The organism is Alloalcanivorax xenomutans (genome assembly GCF_900217905.1).
Lineage (GTDB): Bacteria > Pseudomonadota > Gammaproteobacteria > Pseudomonadales > Alcanivoracaceae > Alloalcanivorax > Alloalcanivorax xenomutans.
The window spans coordinates 57,930-80,350 of record NZ_OBMO01000005.1 but is presented as its reverse complement, the minus strand read 5'-3'; the positions used below and the strand labels follow the sequence as shown (position 1 = coordinate 80,350).

Annotated in this window: 13 protein-coding genes and 1 tRNA gene; 4 read left to right on the top strand and 10 right to left on the bottom strand. The window is 54.1% G+C overall.

What is annotated here, in order from left to right; translation table 11 throughout:
• Positions 1-150 precede the first annotated feature (150 nt).
• Positions 151-7,254 (bottom strand): RHS repeat-associated core domain-containing protein, encoded by a 7,104-nt coding sequence (locus CRO06_RS05305; protein ID WP_244902774.1) that lies wholly within the window; start codon positions 7,252-7,254, stop codon positions 151-153.
• Between the two features lie 163 nt (positions 7,255-7,417).
• Positions 7,418-7,756, bottom strand: a complete 339-nt coding sequence (locus tag CRO06_RS05300; protein ID WP_097057924.1) for a hypothetical protein — start codon at positions 7,754-7,756, stop codon at positions 7,418-7,420.
• 187 nt (positions 7,757-7,943) lie between these two features.
• Between CRO06_RS05300 and cysZ the strand changes: the two genes are divergently transcribed.
• Positions 7,944-8,720, top strand: coding sequence for a sulfate transporter CysZ (gene cysZ / locus CRO06_RS05295; protein ID WP_097057923.1), 777 nt, complete (start codon positions 7,944-7,946; stop codon positions 8,718-8,720).
• Between the two features lie 96 nt (positions 8,721-8,816).
• Here the strand turns inward: cysZ and uvrB are convergent, their stop codons facing one another.
• Complete coding sequence (uvrB, locus tag CRO06_RS05290) at positions 8,817-10,832, bottom strand: excinuclease ABC subunit UvrB (protein WP_097057922.1); 2,016 nt, start codon at positions 10,830-10,832, stop codon at positions 8,817-8,819.
• Positions 10,833-11,100: 268 nt separating this feature from the next.
• Here uvrB and CRO06_RS05285 point away from each other — a divergent pair, with 268 nt between their 5' ends.
• Entirely contained in the window at positions 11,101-12,291 is a 1,191-nt protein-coding gene (locus tag CRO06_RS05285) for a pyridoxal phosphate-dependent aminotransferase (RefSeq protein WP_097057921.1), read from the top strand.
• Positions 12,292-12,359: 68 nt separating this feature from the next.
• A tRNA-Asn gene (locus CRO06_RS05280) sits at positions 12,360-12,435 on the top strand.
• 154 nt (positions 12,436-12,589) lie between these two features.
• On the opposite strand, the gene CRO06_RS05275 is transcribed toward CRO06_RS05280, so the two are convergent.
• The 6 genes from CRO06_RS05275 to wecB are packed head-to-tail and all read right to left on the bottom strand — an operon-like array spanning position 12,590 to position 19,358.
• Positions 12,590-13,702 carry a glycosyltransferase family 4 protein gene (locus tag CRO06_RS05275; RefSeq protein WP_097057920.1) on the bottom strand — a complete coding sequence of 371 codons (1,113 nt, stop codon included), beginning with the start codon at positions 13,700-13,702 and terminating at the stop codon, positions 12,590-12,592.
• Complete coding sequence (locus CRO06_RS05270; protein ID WP_280522537.1) at positions 13,662-14,969, bottom strand: lipopolysaccharide biosynthesis protein; 1,308 nt, start codon at positions 14,967-14,969, stop codon at positions 13,662-13,664. Before CRO06_RS05270 ends, CRO06_RS05275 begins: the two co-directional genes overlap by 41 nt.
• The gene (locus CRO06_RS05265; protein WP_022996169.1) at positions 14,969-15,766 is read right to left on the bottom strand and encodes a glycosyltransferase family 2 protein; all 798 of its coding nucleotides are present in this window, start codon (positions 15,764-15,766) and stop codon (positions 14,969-14,971) included. Before CRO06_RS05265 ends, CRO06_RS05270 begins: the two co-directional genes overlap by 1 nt.
• On the bottom strand, positions 15,759-16,823 hold the full coding sequence (locus tag CRO06_RS19915) for a glycosyltransferase family protein (protein ID WP_179746487.1): 1,065 nt from the start codon (positions 16,821-16,823) through the stop codon (positions 15,759-15,761). Before CRO06_RS19915 ends, CRO06_RS05265 begins: the two co-directional genes overlap by 8 nt.
• 7 nt (positions 16,824-16,830) lie before the next feature.
• Entirely contained in the window at positions 16,831-18,213 is a 1,383-nt protein-coding gene (locus CRO06_RS05260) for a hypothetical protein (protein WP_097057918.1), read from the bottom strand.
• Positions 18,210-19,358 carry a non-hydrolyzing UDP-N-acetylglucosamine 2-epimerase gene (wecB, locus tag CRO06_RS05255; RefSeq protein ID WP_097057917.1) on the bottom strand — a complete coding sequence of 383 codons (1,149 nt, stop codon included), beginning with the start codon at positions 19,356-19,358 and terminating at the stop codon, positions 18,210-18,212. Before wecB ends, CRO06_RS05260 begins: the two co-directional genes overlap by 4 nt.
• A gap of 161 nt (positions 19,359-19,519) precedes the next feature.
• On the opposite strand from wecB, the gene CRO06_RS05250 reads away from it, so the two are divergent.
• Entirely contained in the window at positions 19,520-20,830 is a 1,311-nt protein-coding gene (locus tag CRO06_RS05250; protein WP_244902779.1) for a sugar transferase, read from the top strand.
• 207 nt (positions 20,831-21,037) lie between these two features.
• On the opposite strand, the gene CRO06_RS05245 is transcribed toward CRO06_RS05250, so the two are convergent.
• Entirely contained in the window at positions 21,038-22,414 is a 1,377-nt protein-coding gene (locus CRO06_RS05245; RefSeq protein WP_055100625.1) for a phosphomannomutase/phosphoglucomutase, read from the bottom strand.
• Positions 22,415-22,421: the final 7 nt, after the last annotated feature.

Sequence of the window (22,421 nt, the reverse complement as noted above, 5' to 3'; positions counted from 1 at the left end):
CCTACGAAGAATATTCGCAGGATTTTGTTTCATAATTCCAACGACCTCCATTATCCAAACAGGAATCAATTTTCATTTCGCCTTTCAGCCAAAAAAATCCAGCGACTAACACAAATAGTATTGCAGCGAATAATAATAATTTATTCATATCTAGTATTTCCGATCCAATCCATTTGGCCTAAACGGCGAGCACAAAACTTTACAATCACCTTGAGGGTGACTGCTGCCTTGCTGGCGACCATATATATTTGCTCTTTGGTCAGCCTGGCTAGCGGATAAAGGGTCACCTTTAATATTTTGGTCTACCCACTCTCTAGTGTTACTTATCCATTCAGCAGTTCGCTCCCCTGTTGGGCCACGCTGAGAAGCTTCACAATTCGCTTTACAGTGAAAATATTTGTCAGCCCCAATTGTGTTGGCATCTCTCATATCGTCGTAATTGTCAAGAAAGTCATCGGTAGCACCAGCGACATGATCATTACTGGTTTTACCAGCAGATCTACACATTTGACCAGAACAGCTTCGCCTCTTTTGCGCACCATGAGCCATCTGGTTAAACAAATACCCCATAGCCCCGGTAGCAGCCCCCACCATGAACTTGCCCCCCGTAGCCTCGGATACAGTACCACTAACCAGCCCCGCCAATACTGTCCCAGAGCCCCGCTCACCGTCGGTCCATCCCTTGATTCTGTTACCGATCATTCCTTCGGTCATACCACCGATGACACCGGATTTGACATCGGCACCTCGCAGGCGGGCGAAGGCTGCGCCACGGGCACCGTGGGCGATACCACTTCCTATCGCGCCAAGCTTGAGGTCACCGATTGCGCCTGCCACACCCGCATCCGCATAAGCCAGCGCAGCGGACTTCACGCCTGCCATGAGTGCTTTTTCAATAGGAGCGCCACTACCGTAGGTAACGGCCCCGGCGGCCCAGGTCTGGTAGGCACTTAGACATCCAGCCGCACCTGTCCCTCCGGTAAATACCCCGCACCCCGCCATGCCAACAATCCCAAACACCTCACCCGCAAACTTGTTCCTCGCGGCAAACCGAGCCATTTCCTTGCCTGCGTAGCGGGATGTCACTTCCGCGATGGCCATTTGCGGATTGAACACCGCCAGTACAATCCCCATCCGCTTCTTGATCGAGTTCCGCAGTTTCTTCCAGGTCTTGCTCAGCCAGGAGTAGCCGCTGGGGTCGGTGATGCTCATGGGGTTGTTGAGGGCGTAGCTGTAGCGGTTGTAGCTTTCCACCTGGTCCAGGCCCTTGATCACCGGGTCGGCGCTGAGGAAGCGGCTGATGGTGGGGTCGTAGATGCGGCCGCCCATGTGGATGATGCCGACGTCGTCGAGCATTTCGTGGCCGGTGTAGCCTTTGCTGGTGGCTTTTTCCGCCCGTTCCATGCCGAACCAGGCGGCGTCGCTAATCGCCGTCCAGTCCACGTCTTTGCGTGGCCGGCCCCAGGGGTCGTAGCGGTAGCGTTCGGTGACGCCGCCAAGGCCGTGGGCCACGGCCACCACGGAGCCCATGCCGTCCATGAACAGGTGTTCTTCGTTGGGTGAGGTGGCGTCACCGTTTTCGAAGGACACCACCACGTCCCCGGTGATCCGGAAGCGTTCCTTGATGGTGGTCTGCCCGTTCTTCTGGATATCCAGGTACTCGTACCCACCCAGAGAGATCTTGCTGGTGATTTTCCCGGAGGTGGTGGTGACCTGTTTCAGGAGGGCGCGGTCCGGACCATAGACGAAGTCCACCGTCGCACTGGTCCCCTGAATCCGGTCCGGCTTGTTGAAAGCGGTGTAGGAGATAGTCTTGCCACCGCCAGAAAGCATGTTGCCGCCACTGTCATAGCAGTAGCTGGCGTTGCGGGCTCCTGTAACACTGGTAACGGCATGGGGTCCCGGCGTGTATTGGGTACCGCCTACTTCGCAGCTTTCGCCATACTGGTACTGGCCGACGTCATTGCGCTGCAGGATGTTGCCGTTGACGTCGTAGTCGATGGACTGCTCGAAGGAGTTCCCCGGGGTGGTCATGTTGGCCACCGTGGCTTGCACCAGGCGGTCCACCACGTCGTATGCGAAGGTTTCCTCCACTTGCTCCAGGTTACCCACCGCCTGCTGGGTGCGCTTGCGCATCAGTCCTTTGGCATCGAAGTCGTAGAACTCGTTCTGGATGCCCCAGGTGGTATCGAAGGTCATCTTGGAGCGGATCTGGGTCAGGAAACCGGACGCCGAATCGTGGTCGTACAGTTTGCGGATGATGCCGTTACCCTGATAGACATCCTTGATCTGACCCCGCACGGTCTTGGCATTGGCCCGCCAGTAATAGTCTTCCTCACCAGGCTTGCCAATCTCATACAATTCACCCTGGGCGTTGTAGCGGTACTCCACGCTCAGGCTCGGGCCGTTGATCCGGTGCGGCAGCGTTTCTTGTACAAGGCGGCCGGTATCATTGTCGAACTGGCTTGAACTGGTGAACTGACGGCCATCGAAACGGGTGTCCACCTGCACCACCCGGCCAATCCCATCGTAGAAGGGCTCTTCCCGATAGCCATTGTTGGCGGTCACCAGAGCCAGACGCCCCACCCCTTTGGCCGGGGCGTCATAGCTCCAGCTATGGGTCGCGGCCTGCCCCGCGCAGCCGTTCAAGGCCGCCTGGGACGCCTGGGCCCAGGTCAAGGACGGCCGATAGTCATCGGTGCGGGAAATCAGCCGCCCGAGTTCGTCATAGGCCGAACAGGTCCGGGCGCCGCTACCGTTCTGTTGCAGAACGATCTGGTCAAAATCGTCATAGGCGTACTGCCATTGACCGATGTTCGGATCCTGGGAGCCGACCTTTCGGCCCAGGGCGTCATAAGTGTTAACCAGCTCCACCTGGTCTGGCAGTACCACCTTCAGCAGCTTGCCTGAAGCATCGTATTGGTAGGTAAGCTGCCGATTGGCCGCGTCCACCACCCGGCGCAAACGGTCCTGAACATCGTTGGTGTGAACGGTCACCTGGGTGGTCTGACCGCCACCCACCGGGTCGCTCCAGGACACCGTTTGTTGCGTGGTGAGTCCATTGTACTGATGGTTGGACGTCAAACCGGAAGCGGACCGCTCCACCAGGGGGCGCCCCAGAACATCACGGGACACCACCTGATTCCAATACACGGCCCCGCCCAGCTCATGCGGCTCGGAGGTGCGGGTCACGTCACCGTTGGCGTCATATTCCGTCTTCACCACGATGGTTTCGCCGCCAAAGCCGGTGGCCCGCGTTTCGATGGTACGGCCAAGCCGATCCGTGTATTCCCGGGTCGGGCCGCTGATAGGCGTGCCATTGCGGGCAGCCAGCCAGCTCTCGGTGTAATACACCGCGTTACCCGGGCAGTTGCTGATGCAGGCCTTGATGCGGGTTTCCCGGCGCTGCCCATCCGCGCCGAATTCGGTCAGTGGTCGGCCCAGGGAATCGTAATCCCAACGGGTGGTGACGTTGTTGGGGTCACTTTCCGTCAGCTTGACACCCAGCACCGGGTCATAGGTCGCTTTCGAGGTGTGCCCCAGCGTATTGCGGGTCGCCACCACGAAGCGGCCGGTGGGATCATAGGTGAATTGAGTGCTTCGTTCCGCGCCGCCAGCGCCCTTCTCCACCCGCGTTTCCGTAAGCCCATAGGCGTTGTAGGTATAGCGGGTTTCCTTACGTAGTCCCGGCAGATCCGGTTCGACAATCTCGGATTTCAGCATGCCGCCGATACCGGGCTGCGACGCTGAATAGTAGGTCCAGGCCGACGTTCTGGTAATGGCGGGCACCGCCTGCCCTTGATAAGAGCCAGAGTAAGTGGCTTCGGAACGGGACTGACGGCCGAGGATCCAGTAGGTCAGGTTGTTGGTCAGATACTGGTTGACCAGTCGTTTGCTGAACGTCTGCCCGGTCCCGGAGGTAGTGACTTCCTGTGTCAGTAAGTCACCGGTGTTTTTGTAGGTATTGCTGGATGCCACCGTCTTGATCAGGCTGCCGTCGAGCTCATACTCCTTACTGACGCTGCCTTTGAGCAAAGACCGGTAACGCAGGGAAATGCCGGCATTGCGGTTCCATATACTGGACGCGGACTGTAGCGGGAACCCCTGGCCCCGGTAAATCTGGGTCTGCCACTCGTTCTCCTCGCTGGCAACCAGTTGGAACCCGCCACCGACCTCGTAATAGGTCTCGGAGCGATCCACCTGACCGACGGTATGGTTGCGGACGTTCTGATTAAACCAGATGTCATGGCGTTTTCTTCCGTTCTCCGAGGTCACCCTGAGCATCTCGAAGCCAACCCCGCCAAATTCATTGGGGTAGTAGCCGTAGTTCCGGTAGAAGTATTGCTGGGTGTTGTAGCCACCGATGCCGTCGGAGGCCTCCAGCTCTGACACAACGTTCATGCCTTTGGTCAGGAAGACCTGACCGTGACTGCCGGTAGGACCACCATAGGCATACACCGAGGGATCGGCGATGTCCTTGTAGGTGACACCGTATTCCAGCCCAAAGCCGTTGGTGACGCCGGTGAGCAGGTCGCCTTGTTCCGGTACCTGGGGACCGAAGCAGGCCATGCCGCGGTTACGGGGGACTAGAGACTTCCAATACAGGGCGCAGTAGCTGTCGTGGCCATCACCGTTGATGTCCGCCCAGCCCCGGTTGATATCCCGCATGCCGCGGATGTTCGATCCCAGATAGGGCAGGCGATACTTCACTGAAGACGCACCAAAGCCATCCGGCGTGGAGATAAAACAGGTTAAATGAGTGTCCGATACGCCAGGCACCGTATTTTCCACACACCAATCCATGCGGCCGTCCTGGTTGACGTCCATGAACTGAGTGGCTTCCGGCATCCGCTCATAGTCTTGCGCGGTTGTTGGAGTAACCTGCAGGAACGGTGAGGTGATTTCATTGCCCCAGCCATCGCCCAGGGATTCCAGGCACGAAGCGCGATAACCTCCCTTGCCGTTACTAGTGGTCCAATAGATGCGACAGAAATCGGAGAATCCATTGCCGGTGAAGTCAGTGAACAGCGCGCTGAAATACTTGGTGGAGCTGCCTTTGTAGACCCAGCGATCTGGCTCATTGGCCTGAAAGTGAGTACCGGTTTTAGCCCAGATTCCGCCATTCAGGCCCTGGCCTTGATTATTGATATGACAAGTAATCTTGGTTTTGGTGGTAATACAGTAATCCGGCAGCCCATCGCCGTTGACATCGGCCCAGTAGCCGGCCATGTCGGAGATTTCCTTGGTGAAGGCTTCCGAGAACGTGAACCCGTTGACCGATTGAACCAGACAGCGGATGTACTTCTTGTTGTCTTTCAAATAGGTATAGCAATAGTCGATCTTGCCATTACCGTTAAAGTCCATCCAGGAGCGGGGACCGACATAAAACTTGCCGACGGGGCGGGACACGTCAAAAGTAATGAGCTCTTTGAACGCATTCTGCAGATTGGGTTTATTCAAGCGGCAGGTCAGCCTGTCATTATCACCCTGGATAGTGGAGTAGCACAGATCCACCAGACCGTCATCGTTGATATCGATCCAGGCAGGGTCCACATTCCAGTTATGGCGCCCCCAATCAGGAACCGGAGACTCCGAATCTTGTTGCAGGCGTGTTCCCACCAATCCGGCATCAATTTCGACCTGCGATCCAAAGCCCCCGTTTCCATCGCTCAGATAACATATGATTTCGGCGGCGGAGCCATAGCCAGCCCCGGTACCTGATATCCGGCAATAGTCGTCATACTTATCCCGATTGATATCCACCCAGCGGGCAAAGCCTGGATAATGCAGTCCCTCTTCGAACACATAATCAGTCGAAGGAGTTCCAGGGAAGCGGGAGTACGTGGTCTTGGAAAAATCCGGTTGACGCTCTTTCTTCCAGTTCAAAGTGATGGGTTCGAAACAGCGAACCGAGGCATCGCACTCGAAGAATTGAGCCAACAGCGAGCGTTTGGTCGCTGGGCTGGTTTCATAGCGGAAATGATATTGGCGTGCCACGGAACCGTGACTTCGAGAGGTCACACTGGCCAAACGAAGCCCCACCTTATACACCTTGCCCAGCACCGCGGTACGCCAGCCATAGGGGTCCGGCTCATAGGTGAACTCCACCTCGGCATCCCCACTGCCGGCCTGGCCGTCCTTGACCGTGTACTCGATCTTCTGGGGGAAGTAGCCGGCGGAGCCAGGCTGGTACGTTACCCGATATCCATACCCCAAGCGGTCTTCCACGCCATCCAGAACCCAACGCCCAACCGCGTTGCTGGACAAGCGGCCAGTGATACGGGTATCCGCCCGGCTGCCGTAATACATGACATCACCGTTCTTCCCATGGACGGTAAAGCCTCCCTGGCTGTAGACGATCTTACGATCGGACTCCGCCTCGGTCTGATAAATAGAGCCGTTACCCCAATAGGCACCAGATACCAGTACCAGTCGGTTGCCATCAAGGCAGGCCAGATCCTGATCGTTCCCCTTAACGCCGGTTACCAGGCCATCCCGCTCATAACTCTTTCCGCAACGCTCAATGGCGGAAGTCCCGGATATGTTGAATCCCATGCCCGCCTGGCCATAACCCGAGCCGCTGGAGTACTGGACGGAGAATGAAGGATCAACGCCAGCGCCGCCTTTGGGGAGCTGGATAGGTAAGGAAAACTGGGCCTGCCCCAATTCCACAGAGAAGGAAGAGGCGGAGGACCCGACCAGAGATGTGCTCAGCTCAATCGATTTGGGTTCCGAGAACCCAGATCCTGTCCACTGAGAGTATTTATTAACGTCGAACTGAATGACATCACCATCAGCGTCCCGATTTTGCCCTATATCGACTTCGGCGCCCCCCGACACCAATTCATCTCCGATATGGGTGAACTGGTCCGCCAGCTGGAAAGTTCCATCACCCTTGCTCCTCAGGAAGAGGCTGTTTTCATCGGGAGAATTGGACTTCAGAAGAACGTCGGGAGTGCCATCATTGTCAAGATCCCCGATCAGGAACTCGAATTCGCTGCTTGGCGATCCGGGCAAGTCAGCCCCCTCACGCATCGTACAGGCAACGAAGTTGCCACTACTGGTTCCACAAAACAGCAATGGTTGATAACCAGAATCAATCGGAGCGGGAAACGAAACCTTGGTCGATATCAGAACATACTGCTGACGAGGCTTAAGCAGGATATCCGGGAGCCCATCCAATCCATTTTCCACGCTGTCGATATCACCGTAGTAAATGTCATACCTGTTTTCATTCAAGGGAAGAGCCGCCATTGCGGAGCCCGCAACGGCAAACAAAACCACAAGAAGAACACGAAGACATTTACGATGGACTCGAACTGCTACTTGATTCGAGCCTCGAAGACATAAGAGCAACAAACCCGCGATACAGCGCGTGAACATACCCCACCCCTTTTTTCATCCTTGTCAGAGAGACTTACCGTATGTCCAGGCTACGCACCAAACACAGGCCATCGGATGTCAGATCCTCAGGATCAATAACAACACCGATCGTGCGCCCGCCATGCATGGCGGACAGAACGATGGATAACGCGACCTGAAGACGCTCTGGATCTTCGAATCTCTCCCCAGAGAAATAGGCATAATTGTATTTGCAGAAATTAAGGGGGGGATCCATGGTGATGGTGAATTGACCGGCGGCACCATATTGATAGATGCGGGTCACCTCACCTCTATACCACTGAGGAGCAGCAAAAACGGATTGAGCACAAAAGGCAATCAAGATAAACGGAAGAAATGACTTCACCCTGTTCATACGTCGACAATCTCCATGTCAGTTATTTTAGCCCCAATGTTGCTGTGCAGTTATGCTCCCTTGCACGACACTAATAACTACTACTTCTCCACAATATTTTTCAATTGTCATTTCACGATAAATTGGCGCATACCCTCCCACCCCGTTAGACTCCGCGGTGTTTCCGTAGCCGAAGACAGGGTGGACCGTGCAGCAGATCAGTCGTGCGTTTTCCTATTTGAGTCAGGCCTTCGGCCTGGCGCGCAGCCCGGGCCTGCGTTGGTATGTACTGGTGCCGATGGCCTTTAACGTGCTGGTGTTCGGGGTGCTGTACTGGCTCTCGGCGACCTGGATCGGGGGCTGGATTTCGGCGGTGACGGCGGGCTGGGCGCTTGATGGCGGGTTGAGCTTTCTCAACGGGCTGATCCAGTTTCTGGCCAACGCGGCGGTGGTGCTGGTGTGGATTCTGTTGTTGGGGGTGTTCGCCAGCGTCTTCACCCTGGGCGTACAGTTGATCGCGGCGCCGTTCATGGGTTTTCTGGCGGAGAAAGTGGATATCCAGGTCACCAGCCGGCCGATGCCGGACGAGTCCATCGGCGCGATGGTCTGGCGGACTTTCAAACGGGAGATCCGCAAGACGTTGTATTGGTTGTGGCGGGCGCTACTGGTGCTGTTCGTGGTGGTGGTGCTTTATTTTATTCCAGTGGTGAACGTCTTCGCGTCGGCGGTGTGGTTCCTGTGGTCCGGCTGGTTGCTGGGCATGCAGTACATCGACTATGGCGCGGATAACCGTCAGGTGTCGTTCGAGGAGATGCTGGTGCGGCTCAAACGCAAGCGCTGGCTGGTGCTGACGTTCGGCTCGCTGGTGATGGGGCTGACCATGCTGCCGCTGGTGAATCTGTTCATCATGCCGGTGGCGGTGATCGCCGGGACGCTGATCTGGGTGAAGGAGTTGAGCCCGGAGGTGATGCCGGAGGTGGTGTAGCGAGACTTCACGGCCGACTATTCGCCTGCAGGCAGGCTCCCACAAAAAAACGTGCTGACGAAGCCGCTGTGGGAGCCTGCCCGCAGGCGAAGGAACTCACCGCATAAACCCTTCTTCCCGCAGGCGATGGATGCGGTCGCGCAGGGCCGCGGCCTGCTCGAACTCCAGATTCTTGGCGTGCTCCATCATCTTCGCTTCCAGCTGATCGATTTCCTTGGCCACCTCCGCCGGTGAGCGGGCCACGTATTTCTCGCGGTCGTCCGCTACCTTCCGGGTGCGCTTGCGCTCCGGCTGGCCGGCGCCAGTGGTATAGGCGTCATCCATGATGTCCCGCACCTGCTTGACCAGCCCTTGCGGGGTAATGCCCATCGCCTTGTTATGTTCGATCTGCTTGGTCCGGCGGCGCTCGGTTTCGTCGATGGCGCGGCGCATGGAGCCGGTGACCTGGTCGGCGTAGAGAATGGCCCGCCCCTGGATGTTACGCGCCGCCCGGCCGATGGTCTGGATCAGGGAACGGTCGGAGCGCAGGAAGCCTTCCTTGTCAGCGTCAAGAATGGCCACCAGCGCCACTTCCGGCATGTCCAGCCCCTCACGCAACAGGTTGATCCCCACCAGCACATCGAACCTGCCCAGACGCAGGTCGCGGATGATCTCCACCCGCTCCACGGTGTCGATGTCGGAGTGCAGGTAGCGCACCTTGATGCCGTTTTCGTTCAGGTACTCGGTGAGGTCTTCCGCCATGCGCTTGGTCAGCGTGGTCACCAGCACCCGCTCGCCTTTGGCGATGCATTCCCGGGCCTCGCCCAGCAGGTCGTCCACCTGGCTGCCGGCGGGGCGGATTTCGATGGCCGGGTCCACCAGCCCGGTGGGCCGCACCACCTGCTCCACCACCTGGCCGGCGTGTTTTTCCTCGTAGGGGCCCGGTGTGGCGGAGACAAACACCATCTGCGGGGCCAGCCGCTCCCATTCCTCGAACTTGAGGGGCCGGTTGTCCAGCGCCGAGGGCAGCCGAAAGCCGTATTCCACCAGGGTTTCCTTGCGGGAGCGGTCGCCTTTGTACATGGCGCCCAGCTGCGGCACGGTGACGTGGGACTCATCCATGATCAGCAACGAGTCCGGCGGCAGATAGTCGAACAGCGTCGGCGGCGCCTCGCCGGGCTGCCGGCCGGAGAACAGCCGCGAGTAGTTCTCCACACCGTTGCAATAGCCCAGTTCCTGAAGCATCTCGATGTCGAAACGGGTGCGCTGCTCCAGCCGCTGTGCCTCCACCAGCTTGTTGTTGTCCCGCAGCAGCTTGAGGCGGTCGGCCAGCTCCTCCTTGATCATCTCGATGGCCTTGAGCACGGTTTCCCGGGGCGTCACATAGTGGCTCTTGGGGTAAATGGTGACGCGCCCCACCCGCTTGATCACTTCGCCGGTGAGCGGATCGAAGATGCTGATGTCCTCGATCTCGTCATCGAACAGCTCCAGACGTACCGCCTTGCTCTCCTCTTCCGCCGGGAAGATATCGATCACGTCACCGCGCACCCGGTAGGTGGCGCGGCGGAAGTCCATCTCGTTGCGGGTGTACTGCAGCTCCGCCAGACGCCGCAGCAGGTCGCGCTGGTCGATGTGATCACCACGCACCAGATGCAACACCATGGCATGGTAGCTGGCGGGATCACCCAGACCGTAAATGGCCGACACCGTGGCGACGATGATGGTGTCCGGGCGCTCGATAATGGCCTTGGTGGCGGACAGGCGCATCTGCTCGATGTGCTCGTTCACCGAGGCGTCCTTGTCGATAAAGGTGTCCGAGCTGGGCACGTAGGCTTCCGGCTGGTAGTAATCGTAGTAGGAAACGAAATACTCCACCGCGTTTTCCGGGAAGAATGCCTTGAACTCGCCGTACAGCTGGGCGGCCAAGGTTTTATTGTGCGCCATCACCAGGGTCGGGCGCTGCACCTGCTGGATCACATTGGCCATGGTGAACGTCTTCCCCGACCCGGTCACCCCGAGCAGAGTCTGGTGGCCAAGCCCATCCTCTAGCCCTTCCACCAATTGCGCGATGGCGGTGGGCTGATCCCCGGCGGGCTGGTAATCCGAGTGCAATTTAAACGCGGTGTCTGCCATGGTGTATCGCTGTCCTGTGGGACTGTCCTGCTGTAGGGAAAGGGCGGCGCGAGACAGTATCCACCTGCCTCCCGACAGCCTCTGTCAGTAGTGATTGGCCACCCGGCCGCTGCCCGTGGGAACGGCCCAGGGGCCGCGATATCGCGGTCGATCGACCGCTCCCACGAAACCCGACACCCTATCAGGGGCAAGCCAGATGCGGTAATATTGCGTGCCCCGGTCCGTGTCAAAACCGGGTTCCAATCATCATCCGATAGATGAGGAGTGCATGTCCGATATCAACCTTTCCGACCGCGTCCAACGTATCAAGCCTTCCCCGACCCTGGCGGTGACCTCCAAGGCCGCCGAGCTGCGTGCTCAGGGCAAGGACATTATTGGACTGGGCGCCGGTGAGCCGGATTTCGATACCCCGGATCATATCAAACAGGCCGCCATCGAGGCGATCAATGCCGGCAAGACCAAATACACCGCGGTGGACGGCACTCCCGGCCTGAAACAGGCCATCGTCGACAAGTTCAAGCGTGAGAACGACCTGAGCTACGAACCGGCCCAGGTGCTGGTCTCCAGCGGCGGCAAGCAGAGCTTCTTCAACATGGCCCTGGCCCTGTTCAACGACGGTGACGAAGCGATCATCCCGGCCCCCTACTGGGTCAGCTACCCGGATATGGTGAAAGTAGCCGGCGGCGTACCGGTGATCCTGGAAACCACCCTGGAAAACCGCTTCAAGATCACCCCGGAACAGCTGGCCGCGGCGATCACGCCGAAAACCCGCCTGTTCGTGATCAACAGCCCGTCCAACCCGTCCGGCATGGCCTACACCAAGGAAGAGCTGGCGGCGCTGGGTGAAGTGCTCAAGCAGCACCCGGACATCGTGGTCGCCACCGACGACATGTACGAGCACATCCTGTGGACCGGCCAGCCGTTCGTGAACATCGTCAACGCCTGCCCGGACCTGTACGACCGCACCGTGGTCATGAACGGCGTCTCCAAGGCCTATTCCATGACCGGCTGGCGGATCGGCTATGCCGCCGGCCCGCAGAAGCTGATTGGCGCCATGAAGAAGGTGCAGAGCCAGAGCACCTCCAACCCGGCCTCCATCAGCCAGGCCGCCGCCGAAGCGGCCCTGGCCGGCGATCAACAATGCGTGGCGGACATGGTCAAGGCATTCAAGGAACGCCACGACTATGTGGTGGAAGCCCTGAACGCCCTGCCCGGCGTCAGCTGCGCCCCCGGTGACGGCACTTTCTACGCCTTCGCCGACTTCTCCGCCGCCATCGCCGAAATGGACGGCGTGTCCAGCTGCACCGAACTCGCCACCAGGCTGCTGGAAGAGGCCGGCGTCGCTCTGGTACCGGGTTCCGCCTTTGGCGCCCCCGGCTGTCTGCGCCTGTCCTTCGCGGTGGGCCTGGACACCTTGAAGGACGCGGTGAGCCGAATCGAGAAGGTATTGAACAAATAAGCAACAAACGGACTCGGGGGTGTTGACGCCCCCGAAAGCCGCCACTAATATACGCGGCCTCAAGACATTCCGCCTTAGCTCAGTTGGTAGAGCAGCTGACTGTTAATCAGCGGGTCGCTGGTTCGAGCCCAGCAGGCGGAGCCAAATAGAAAAGGGTCTATCCATTGGGTAGGCCCTTTTTCTTTGTGCGCGGATTGAGTGGCCAAGGCCGCTTACTCATCGCATCAGTACGCGGCTACCTGGTTGAACAGCAGGGCAGAGAAGCGAAACAGCAGGCCATCCCAGCCCTCAACTGGCATCACTGCTGCAAATCCTCGAATAATCGCGACCAATACTCCATAACAGCTGGCAGCGAGTAGGTCCTGGCAGCTTCTTGGGCAGCGAAGGAGTACACCGCTCTGGAAGTTTGGTCTTTCAATAGGCGAATAAGGGCGGTCGCCAGTCCATCAGGATCTTCAGGAGGACACAAAAGCCCGTTTTTCTCATGAGTGACAACCTGGCGAGGCCCATACTCACAATCGAATGAAACAATGGGTAAACCATGAGCCTGTGCCTCCAAAAGGACCAAAGGTAATCCTTCGAACCTTGAACTCATAACAAATATAGTTGCTTGCCGATAATAAGCAGTAACATCATCCGTAAATGGATGCAGCTCCACGCACGCGCCCAATCCCAACTCGCTCACCTGCTTCCGCAAGGACGTCTCCTCCGCCCCCTCCCCTACGATAACAAGTTTTGCAGTCGGTACCTCTCTGCTTACCTGCGCCCAGGCCGGCAAAAGGAGATCAAACCCTTTCTGACGTGATAAGCGTCCAATTGCTAGCACAAAGTCAGGGTTTCGCACTCTATCTTCCACATGCGACTCAGGTAATTCTACCGGATTGGGGATTACACGGATCTCCCGTGCAACATCCTGATAATAGGGAACTTGGGCTTGTGTTAGAGCAACGATGCAATCCGTTCTCCGGTATAGAAGTCGACTAAGGAAGCGAGTACCCCAACCGAAAGCTGACGGGCTATTGTGATCACACACCACGACTTTGGGGCCCTCTCCTTTTCTTAGAATTCCTTTTAGTGCCAAAACGGCCAACAACCCACACCACGGCCCGTTCGCAATCACAACGTCTGCCTGAGTCAAATCAGGGCTATGACGTAAAGCTGTCACATCACGACCATAGTTCACTATTCGCGCGACTCGAGTCTTGGCTGCTCGCCTACCCAACGTAACCAGGTTAACTTCAGGAACTAGGGGATAAATCGAATCAATCTCCCCGTATCGCACCATCAAAGTTACATCGTGCCCCTGTTTGGCCCATTCATTCAGCAGCAATGCGACGACGCGCTCCACCCCGCCTTTCTCGCAAAAACTGTCATAGAGCTGTACGATTCTCATCTTTGCCACCAGCGTCACCGAGATTCCTTGAGCTAACAAAATAGCGTACTGCAGCTACCAAACCACATAGAAAACTGACTAAGTAACCGGCAAAAATCGCCAAAGGCCCCCGCTCCCATGACATCCCTTGCCATGGCATGAAGAGGATACTTAAAGCCACTATCAGACCAGCCAACCATTTTAAAGTCACCATTCGATGCTGTTTACTCTTAACCAATACGGCATCCAAACTCAGTGCAGCAAATCCAGGAACAAGTATAAAAATACTGACTTGAACGACCGTTGTAGTAATTTGAAAATTCCGCCCAAAAATTAAGGGCACAATAAATGGTGCGAATAGCGAAACCGCTATCGCAACGCTTAATCCGATTAACATCATCATGGCTAAAAATTTTAATGCTCCCTTTCCTGAAAAAAAAGAATCATCTCTGTAAACAATAGAGGGAGCCAATGCGGCTACAGCGACTGGCCCGAAAAACCATGCGCTATCGACCAAGTTGAGTGCAGCCGCATACTGGCCATATAGCTCCGAAGGCAACCAACCTTCCATCGCCACACGATCCAAGCGCTGAATAGCCATCATTGAAAGCACGCCGAGCCAAACAAAAAAACCATGACGAACAAAATAAATCATTTTTCCGGCTACCACCTTCCAATTCCACGGCCTGCCTTCCTCCCTGACAAAGAAAAAGTAGCAAAATGCAACAAAAAAATATTCCGCAGAATACAATAAAGCGAATGCCAGAATAGTCGCTTCTTTACGGTACAAAATATAAACAAGAATGACTTTAAGGAAAGAGCTGGCGATTCTTATCCATGCTATGATGCGGGTGTTTTGCTGAACTTCTCTTATTAATCGAAAGACGTTAAATGGCTCGGTTATCAAGAGAGATAATGCCAAAATGGCCAGGAGTGTCGAATAGTTTTCCTGCTCGACGATAACAGCCCACACGATCAGAGCCAGAAAAGCGGCACCAGCGACAATCAGACGAACTCCAAATAGCGACCCCAAAACCTGCCTGCGCTGCTCTCTGCTGGAAGCTTCCACTAGTATCGGCGCCGCCACTTCCGAACCAACCAATAAAGCGATAGAAGAGAAGACAAACAATACCGAAAGCACATATTGAAAGTCGCCGAAAGCATCGACGCCAAGCGTTCTGGCAATCAACCCAACTGAAATAGCGGAAAAAGCAATCTGTACTGCTTTCTCAGAAATCAACCAAAACAGACTCCGAAGACTCGAATAAGAGCGCAACGAAGGAACCTTAGTCAAGCAAAAACGCACTATTTCCCTCCGGGTTTCACAGAGAAAAAAAGTGAGCGCAAACCAGCCCTCTTATAAAACGCCAGAATCACATAGCTAGCCATAAAATAAAGAGATTGAGCCAAAGGAAGTTCAAGTTCTTTTCTATAAATATGCCACTGCCAACGCATATTCCTTACCTTATTTGCTGACAATGAATTTTCCGCAACACGATACTCCGCAATCGGAGCATTTCCAGGAACACGGTAGGCGACTCCCGCTCGCGCCAGAACTTTCAACCAAAACAGATAGTCCTCATGACCAACGCGCTCAAACCAGATACCATCAACTAAACTTCTCTCAACAACCCCTGTTAAATTACCAATCACATTGCCTCTAAGTAGGCGCGGGTAGTCTACTCGATCAGGTGGCATGACTATATTCAGCGGCCCTTGTTTATCAAAACGACGATATGCCGAATAACAAACCCGCGCGCCAGATTCCGACATAAAGGAAAGCTGCATTGAGAGTTTCTCGGGAAGCCATAAGTCATCGCTATCAAGGAAAGCGATATACTTACCGCTTGCCTGCGCCATCGCTAAATTCCGGATTCCTGCCACCCCTTGGTTTACTTCTTCAAAAATAACTCGAATTCGGCTATCTTTATTCTGCCATCCAAGGGCAATCGCAAGGGTTCCATCCGTCGCGGCGTCGACAGCAATAATCAACTCCCAATCCTGCAATGTCTGGGCGAGGACCGACTTAATGGACTCCTCCAGAGTGGCCTCTGCATTGTAGGCGGGCATAATGATCGAAACGAGAGGTTGCACATTATCCATATTTAGCCAGCTCCATAAGCCGGCCACAGTATTCGTGTTCCAGGACCCTCAATGAGTAATCTTCATAATATTCAGCCCATAGGGTACGGGCACGCCGGCCACGCTCAACAACATCGTCATACATCACACCGTGCAACCAATTTCTTATTTGTTGCTCTCCCTCTTCCAAGCTCCACCCGGTTAGCGCGCTATTCACCTTATCTCCTGGAGGCGTTCCTTTCGTTGTTAGCAGAGGCCGGCCAAGAAATAGGTGTTCATAGTACTTATTCGGTGAAGCATAGCGATGATTTGGCACCGTTAAATAATAAAAGCCAACCACACAATGCATCTCCAAAAGCACACGCAGCCCCCGCTCGTGAGAGAGTGCACCATGGTAGACCACATTGCTGTGACGCTTCTCGTATTCCATTACCTCGCCTTCAAGAGGTCCATATCCTGCAATGTGTAACTCGACACCGTCCCAGTCTGCACAAGCCCGGAGGAGATCTTCGAGGCCACGATTTATTGGCTCAAGGACCCCGAAGTATCCTATTTTCAAAGGAGTTCTCGGAAGATTTGAAATAGGGGTTACCGGCCATTCGAAATCTGGCACATTCTCCACCACCATAATATGTGGAGCTGGTGACAATAGGTGTTGATGATAACGGCACTCATCCGCTAACAAAGTCAAATCGGCACGGCGAGCCAGGAAGCGTTCGATACTGGAGGCAAGCTTTCCAGGCAATCCTCCTACACTTCGTGTATCGGCATAGTGATCATAGATATCAAAAACGAAGGGCGTCCGAAAGATACAACAAAAAATGTACGCAGCCAGTGCGCTGTCAAGATCCACCGCATGCACTACCGACGTACGCTTTCGAGACCTAATTAATGACTTTATTACAAAAAAATTCCATCCAAACAAAGACAGTGCGTTACGCCACCTACCACCCAAGAGGGCCGTACGCCGATAAAACAGACTTTTTTCGTCACCTCCAATTTCCTCATTTTCTCGGATCCAGCCAATGAACCGAGATTCATACCCCTTTCTCTTCAACGCTCTCACGTATTTATTCATTCTTGAATCAAGATGAGGCAAGAACGCTCTCACGAACATTACTTCCATAATCAGGCACCACCTCTTTCCTCAGAACAACAAGCAAGAAATAATAAAAAACAAAGTAATTCTGATACATCCATTCAGATTTAAACAAAAACACAAAACCATAAATTAAAAAAAACACGCAAAATAAATTTTCTTTTAATTTTTTAAGCCAATCTCTCCCAACGACAACCTGACATAAAATCATAATAAGAAAGGCAACAAAAGTCCCCAACCCCAAATACCCTACCGCATATATAAAGCGCACATAGCCGGAATCACTAGCCACCAATCCGACCTTTGCATATTCTGCATTGCTACGAAAGTAAACGCCACAACCAACGATTTGTTTAATGGTGGACTGACATCCTTTCTCTTTTTCAGAGCGACTAATTCCCGCATAGGAATCAAGAGTTTCATCCACCGAGTGCGACGCCAGGCGCCCTTTTTCTATAGATGTCAGCACAGGCTCCGCGAGCCAATATAAGTATTTTCTACCGTCATCGGATTTTTGTAAAATCAATACAGCCAGAGCAAAGAACATTATATAAAATACAACCAGAAGAAAACGTACCCTGCCCTGTTTTGCCACCCAAAGACTATACAGAACATAAAGCGCAACCAACGGCAACGCACTCCTACCAGCCAAAAGAGCCATAAGTAGACAAGACATCTCAACCAAAAAAAGCCCGGCTCGAATGATTGGGGAGGCCAACTGACCTCTAACAATACACAAAGCCAGGGCACAGAACCCATAGGCGACAGCATGGGAAGCAAACAAAAAACCGTTCAGCCCAAAAAAACGAAATGGATGCCCTTCCGCGTGCCGCGCGATTACATCACTGACTCTGAAGCCCCCAAGGACGTCAATAGACCAGTTGTGAAAGGATGGGAAAAGAAGCTGACATAGTGTCACTATCAAAGGCACAACAACTGCAGCCCATAGCCAACATTGCGCTTGTCCCCGGCTCCAACCAGAGGACAACAATGTTTGATAAGTAAGGTTAACCGCACAGTAAACAATGGGAACCTTCACTACATAGACCATGAACAGGGGCAGCTCCGAGTTATTCTCCCCAAGCAATAAATGGAGCGCAACGCCAAATAATAGAACCAGATAGACTCCCCAGCTCCAGGACACCATACTTCTCGCTATGGAAAATGATAATTTCGTCCTTAGCGCGATAGGTAAGAGCAGGATTAATCCCACCAGCTGACTCTTAAACAGTTCATAAGAGAACGGCCATACCAACATGGCAACGGCGATAACGGTATATATCGCCAGAGCCAATCTTCCTCCTGTTCTCTGGCTGAGCGTCCATCTGCTCATTTCGGGATAACCGGATCCCACCTCGTCTTTCCTCATCTTTTCTCCAAGCTCTCTCCATCACGCCAGGCAAGCAGATGCTTTACAATTCGGCCTGCCGCCCGGCCATCTCCATAAGGATTATGAGCAGAAGCCATGCGCTCAAGAACGAAATGGTCATTAAGTAACTCATGCACTCCAGTGACAATACGGTCAACATTCGTACCCACCAGACGGACCGTTCCCGCGGCAACGGCCTCCGGCCGTTCAGTAGTGTCACGCATAACCAGAACGGGCTTTCCTAGGGAAAGAGCCTCCTCTTGAATACCACCGGAATCAGTCAAGATGACATCAGCACGATTCATTAGATAAACAAAGGGGAAATAGTCCTGAGGTTCAATAAGATGAACATTGTCCAGCCCACTCAGGTGCTTTCGCACCGGCCCTGTCACATTTGGATTAAGATGAACTGGGTAAACGATGTCAACGTTCGGGTTCATCTTGGCCAATATGCGAACTGAATCACAAATTCTCTGAAACCCTTCCCCAAAGCTCTCTCGGCGATGCCCAGTGACCAACAGCACCTTTTTGTCATCATGAATAAAGTTATACTTTCTTTTAAACTCTGAAATAGAAAGAGGATCCTGTTCCTGCATATCTCTCACCGTCAGCAGAGCATCAATAACCGTGTTACCAGTAACAAGACTCTTTTCTGCTGGAGTATTTTCGTCGCTAAGATTGCGAGCGGCTCCCTCCGTCGGAGCGAAATGAAGAGAAGCTAGCGAAGCGACCACCTTCCTGTTTCCTTCCTCTGGCCAAGGAGCCGTCAAGTCACCTGTACGCAGGCCAGCCTCAACATGAGCAACTGCTACTCCATGATGAAATGCCGCTAATGTCGCTGCCATCGTGGTGGAGGTATCACCGTGGACCATTACAAGGTCAGGATGGCAATCGCTAATGACATCATCAAGACCTTCCAGAATACAGCTGACCATGGCAGATAACGTCTGCCATGGTCGTCTCATTACATTCAGGTCATAATCCGGGATGATCCCAAAGAGACTGAGTACATGATCCAGCATTTCCCTATGTTGCCCAGTGACACAGACTTTCCCTTGTAACGTGTCCTGTAAGCGAATTTGCTCAATGACTGGCGCCATTTTTATCGCTTCCGGCCGTGTACCAGATACAATTAATACATTCATCTGGTGAATACCCAAGCACCTCGGAGGCTGGCGAGTGTGTCATAGTTAAGTTATGGAAGCACCCCGACCTGCCTGAAATGTCTCGACAGCCTCTTTTTCGACGGGCCTATTGTGGTAAGATTCCCTCCGGCTTCAGAACGTAAAGAGCAACCGTGGATTTGATGCCTTATCAGCTCATGAAGGACTACGATTCCGTGCAAGACTATTCCGTACAAGCCTCCTCTCCGTTAAGACACAACCGCTGGTACGAAAAATTAGTTCTCAACCCAGCGGTTGGCCATCTTTTGGCTATGGGCGCCTTGTTGCTTGGCTCCCAATTTCTGAGCTATCAAAGCCTGCCCGAAGACGAAAATCAGACTATAACATTGGTGCTGCTAGCTGCCATGTACGGTATCAACGTCTTTCTAGGCCAGCACATCGCCAAATTCACCGGCGGTCGAACTATCACCTATACACTGGGCGTCGCCCTGCTTTCCGCCTGCCTCGTCCTGGGCGTTGTGCTTTTATGCCGTGTCAGCTATGCCAGAACCTCATTGTTTCTCGGGATCTTATTACTTTTAAGCATCCAATACTTATCTGTAAAAATTAGTCAAAAATTCCGGCATTTGAAGTTGGCAATCGTCCCTTCCGATCTCTATGGCGACAACATCAGCCATCAAAATATTCAGTGGCGAGTTTTAACTCAGCCCGATCTAGGTAACTGCCGCTTCGACGCGGTGGTGGTCGACATGGACGCTGAGCTTGAGGACGATTGGATTCGGTTTGTTAGTCATTGCAGTATCGCCGGCCTGCCTGTTTTAGATGGGAGGAAGGTCCTTGAGGCAATTCAAGGAAAGGTTAGCCTAAATCAACTCAAAAGCGTTGACTTAGGAGCTTTGCAGCCTTCCCCCGTATATTTGGTAGCAAAGAGGGCTATAGATGTTGCCGTATCCGTCCTGCTACTACCAATTTTGTTACCTACATTCCTCGCAATCGGACTTCTGATACGTATGGATTCCCCCGGACCAGCTATATTTGTTCAGGAACGGGTAGGACGGGGCAACAGCGTTTTTCGTATGTATAAATTTCGTTCAATGCGTCCTGATGATTGCAAACATCCCCAATTCGCAGATGAAGACGCTCATCGCATTACACGGCTTGGAGCATTCATTCGTAAGTTCCGGATTGATGAGCTCCCTCAGTTTCTTAATGTCCTTAAAGGTGATATGAGCCTGATAGGTCCTCGGCCAGAGCAACCGGGATTTGTACAACAGTTCGAGCAAGATGTCCCCTATTACAGCTATCGACATATTGTTCGGCCAGGCATTACAGGTTGGGCGCAGGTTTCTAATGGGTATGCGACTGACACTGAGTCCACTAGAGAGAAAGTAGAGCACGATCTTTATTACATCAAGAATCTTTCAGCGGGTCTCGATATACTCATTGTACTGCGAACAATTCGCACTGTCGTAACTGGCTTTGGTGCCCTTTAATCCACATTGTTAGAGTCCAGCGCACTTTCATCCCTCATGCTATAATGCATTTTCTAAACTCTGTTCCAAAAAAATCATCTCTGATAGCGCTACTAGGCCATCAGTTATTTCAATTGAAGTTTTTTGAAATTTGGAACTTGCTCAAAGCTTGGCACTATACGCCGCTATTCCTCTCTAGGCAGCCATATACTATGTAAGCAGGGGATATTATAGGCCATTTTTTTCGATAGCTTTAGCGATCGCAGTCTCAAAGCAATGTCGAATACTCGATAACGTTTCCTCATCTACAGCCTCATACCTCGTCACCAGTTTCGGAGACGTATTCGAAGCCCGGCATAGCCCCCAGCCATCCTCATAATCCATACGCACGCCATCGATCACCGTGCGTTTACCCTCACCCAGATCGGCGCGGTTCTGCATGTATTCAACGATGGCGAACTTGGTTTCCTCGGTCACGGGAATGGTGATTTCCGGGGTGGTGCAGAGTTTCGGGTAGCGATCGAAGAAGCTGACGGCGTCGCCGTCATGATGACTGAGGATACGGAGGATCCGGGCAGCGGCGACAACGGCATCGTCAAAGCCATACCAGTCTTCGGCGAAGAAGATGTGGCCGCTCATTTCGCCGGCGAGTAAGGCACCGGTTTCCCGCATCCTGGCTTTGATCAGCGAATGGCCGGTTCGCCACATTTCCGGTTCACCGTCGGTATTGCGAATAACGTCGAACAGTGCGCCGGTGCACTTGACGTCGAAGATGATCTTGGCGCCCGGCACCCGGCCGAGCAGGTCCTCGGCCAGGGCCATCAACAGGATATCCGGGAATACGACCTTTCCATCCGGTAAAACCACACCCAGGCGGTCACCGTCTCCGTCGAAGGCCAACCCCAGGTCGGCTCTTTCCCGCTGAACAGTATCGATCAGATCATTCAGGGTTTCGACATCGCCCGGGTCGGGGTGGTGATTGGGAAAGGTACCATCCACTTCGGCATAGAGGGGGATGACCTCGCAGCCGAGGGTGGCGATGGCTTCCGGCGCCAGCACACCAGCGGCACCATTGCCGCAGTCCACCACGACTTTCAACGGGCGCGCCAGTTGGTGCCGCGCCTTCAGAGCCGCCAGATAAGCAGGAAGAATTTCCCGTTGCTCCCGCGCCCCGTGCCCCTCCGAGAACCCCCGCTGTTCGATCCGGCTCTTCAGTGCCTGGATGGCGTCACCAGAAAGCGTCGTACCTCTGATGACGATTTTGAAGCCGTTATAGTCCGGCGGATTGTGGCTACCGGTAATCATCACGCCGGAATCCGCGTCCTGGAAATGGTAGGTGGAGAAATACAATACCGGCGTGGGCACCAGCCCTACGTCCACTACGTCACAACCGCTGGCCTGCAGACCCTTGGCCAGGGCATCCAACAGTGCGGGAGAAGAGAGACGGCCGTCACGCGCCACGGCGACACAACGCCCTCCTCTGTCGATAACCTCCGAACCGATGGCCCGGCCGATCAACTCCGCGACGGGTTCCGTCAATGTCTCTTCGAAAATGCCGCGAATATCGTAGGCACGGAACAAAGTATCAGACAAAACGGTGGTCATTCACGAG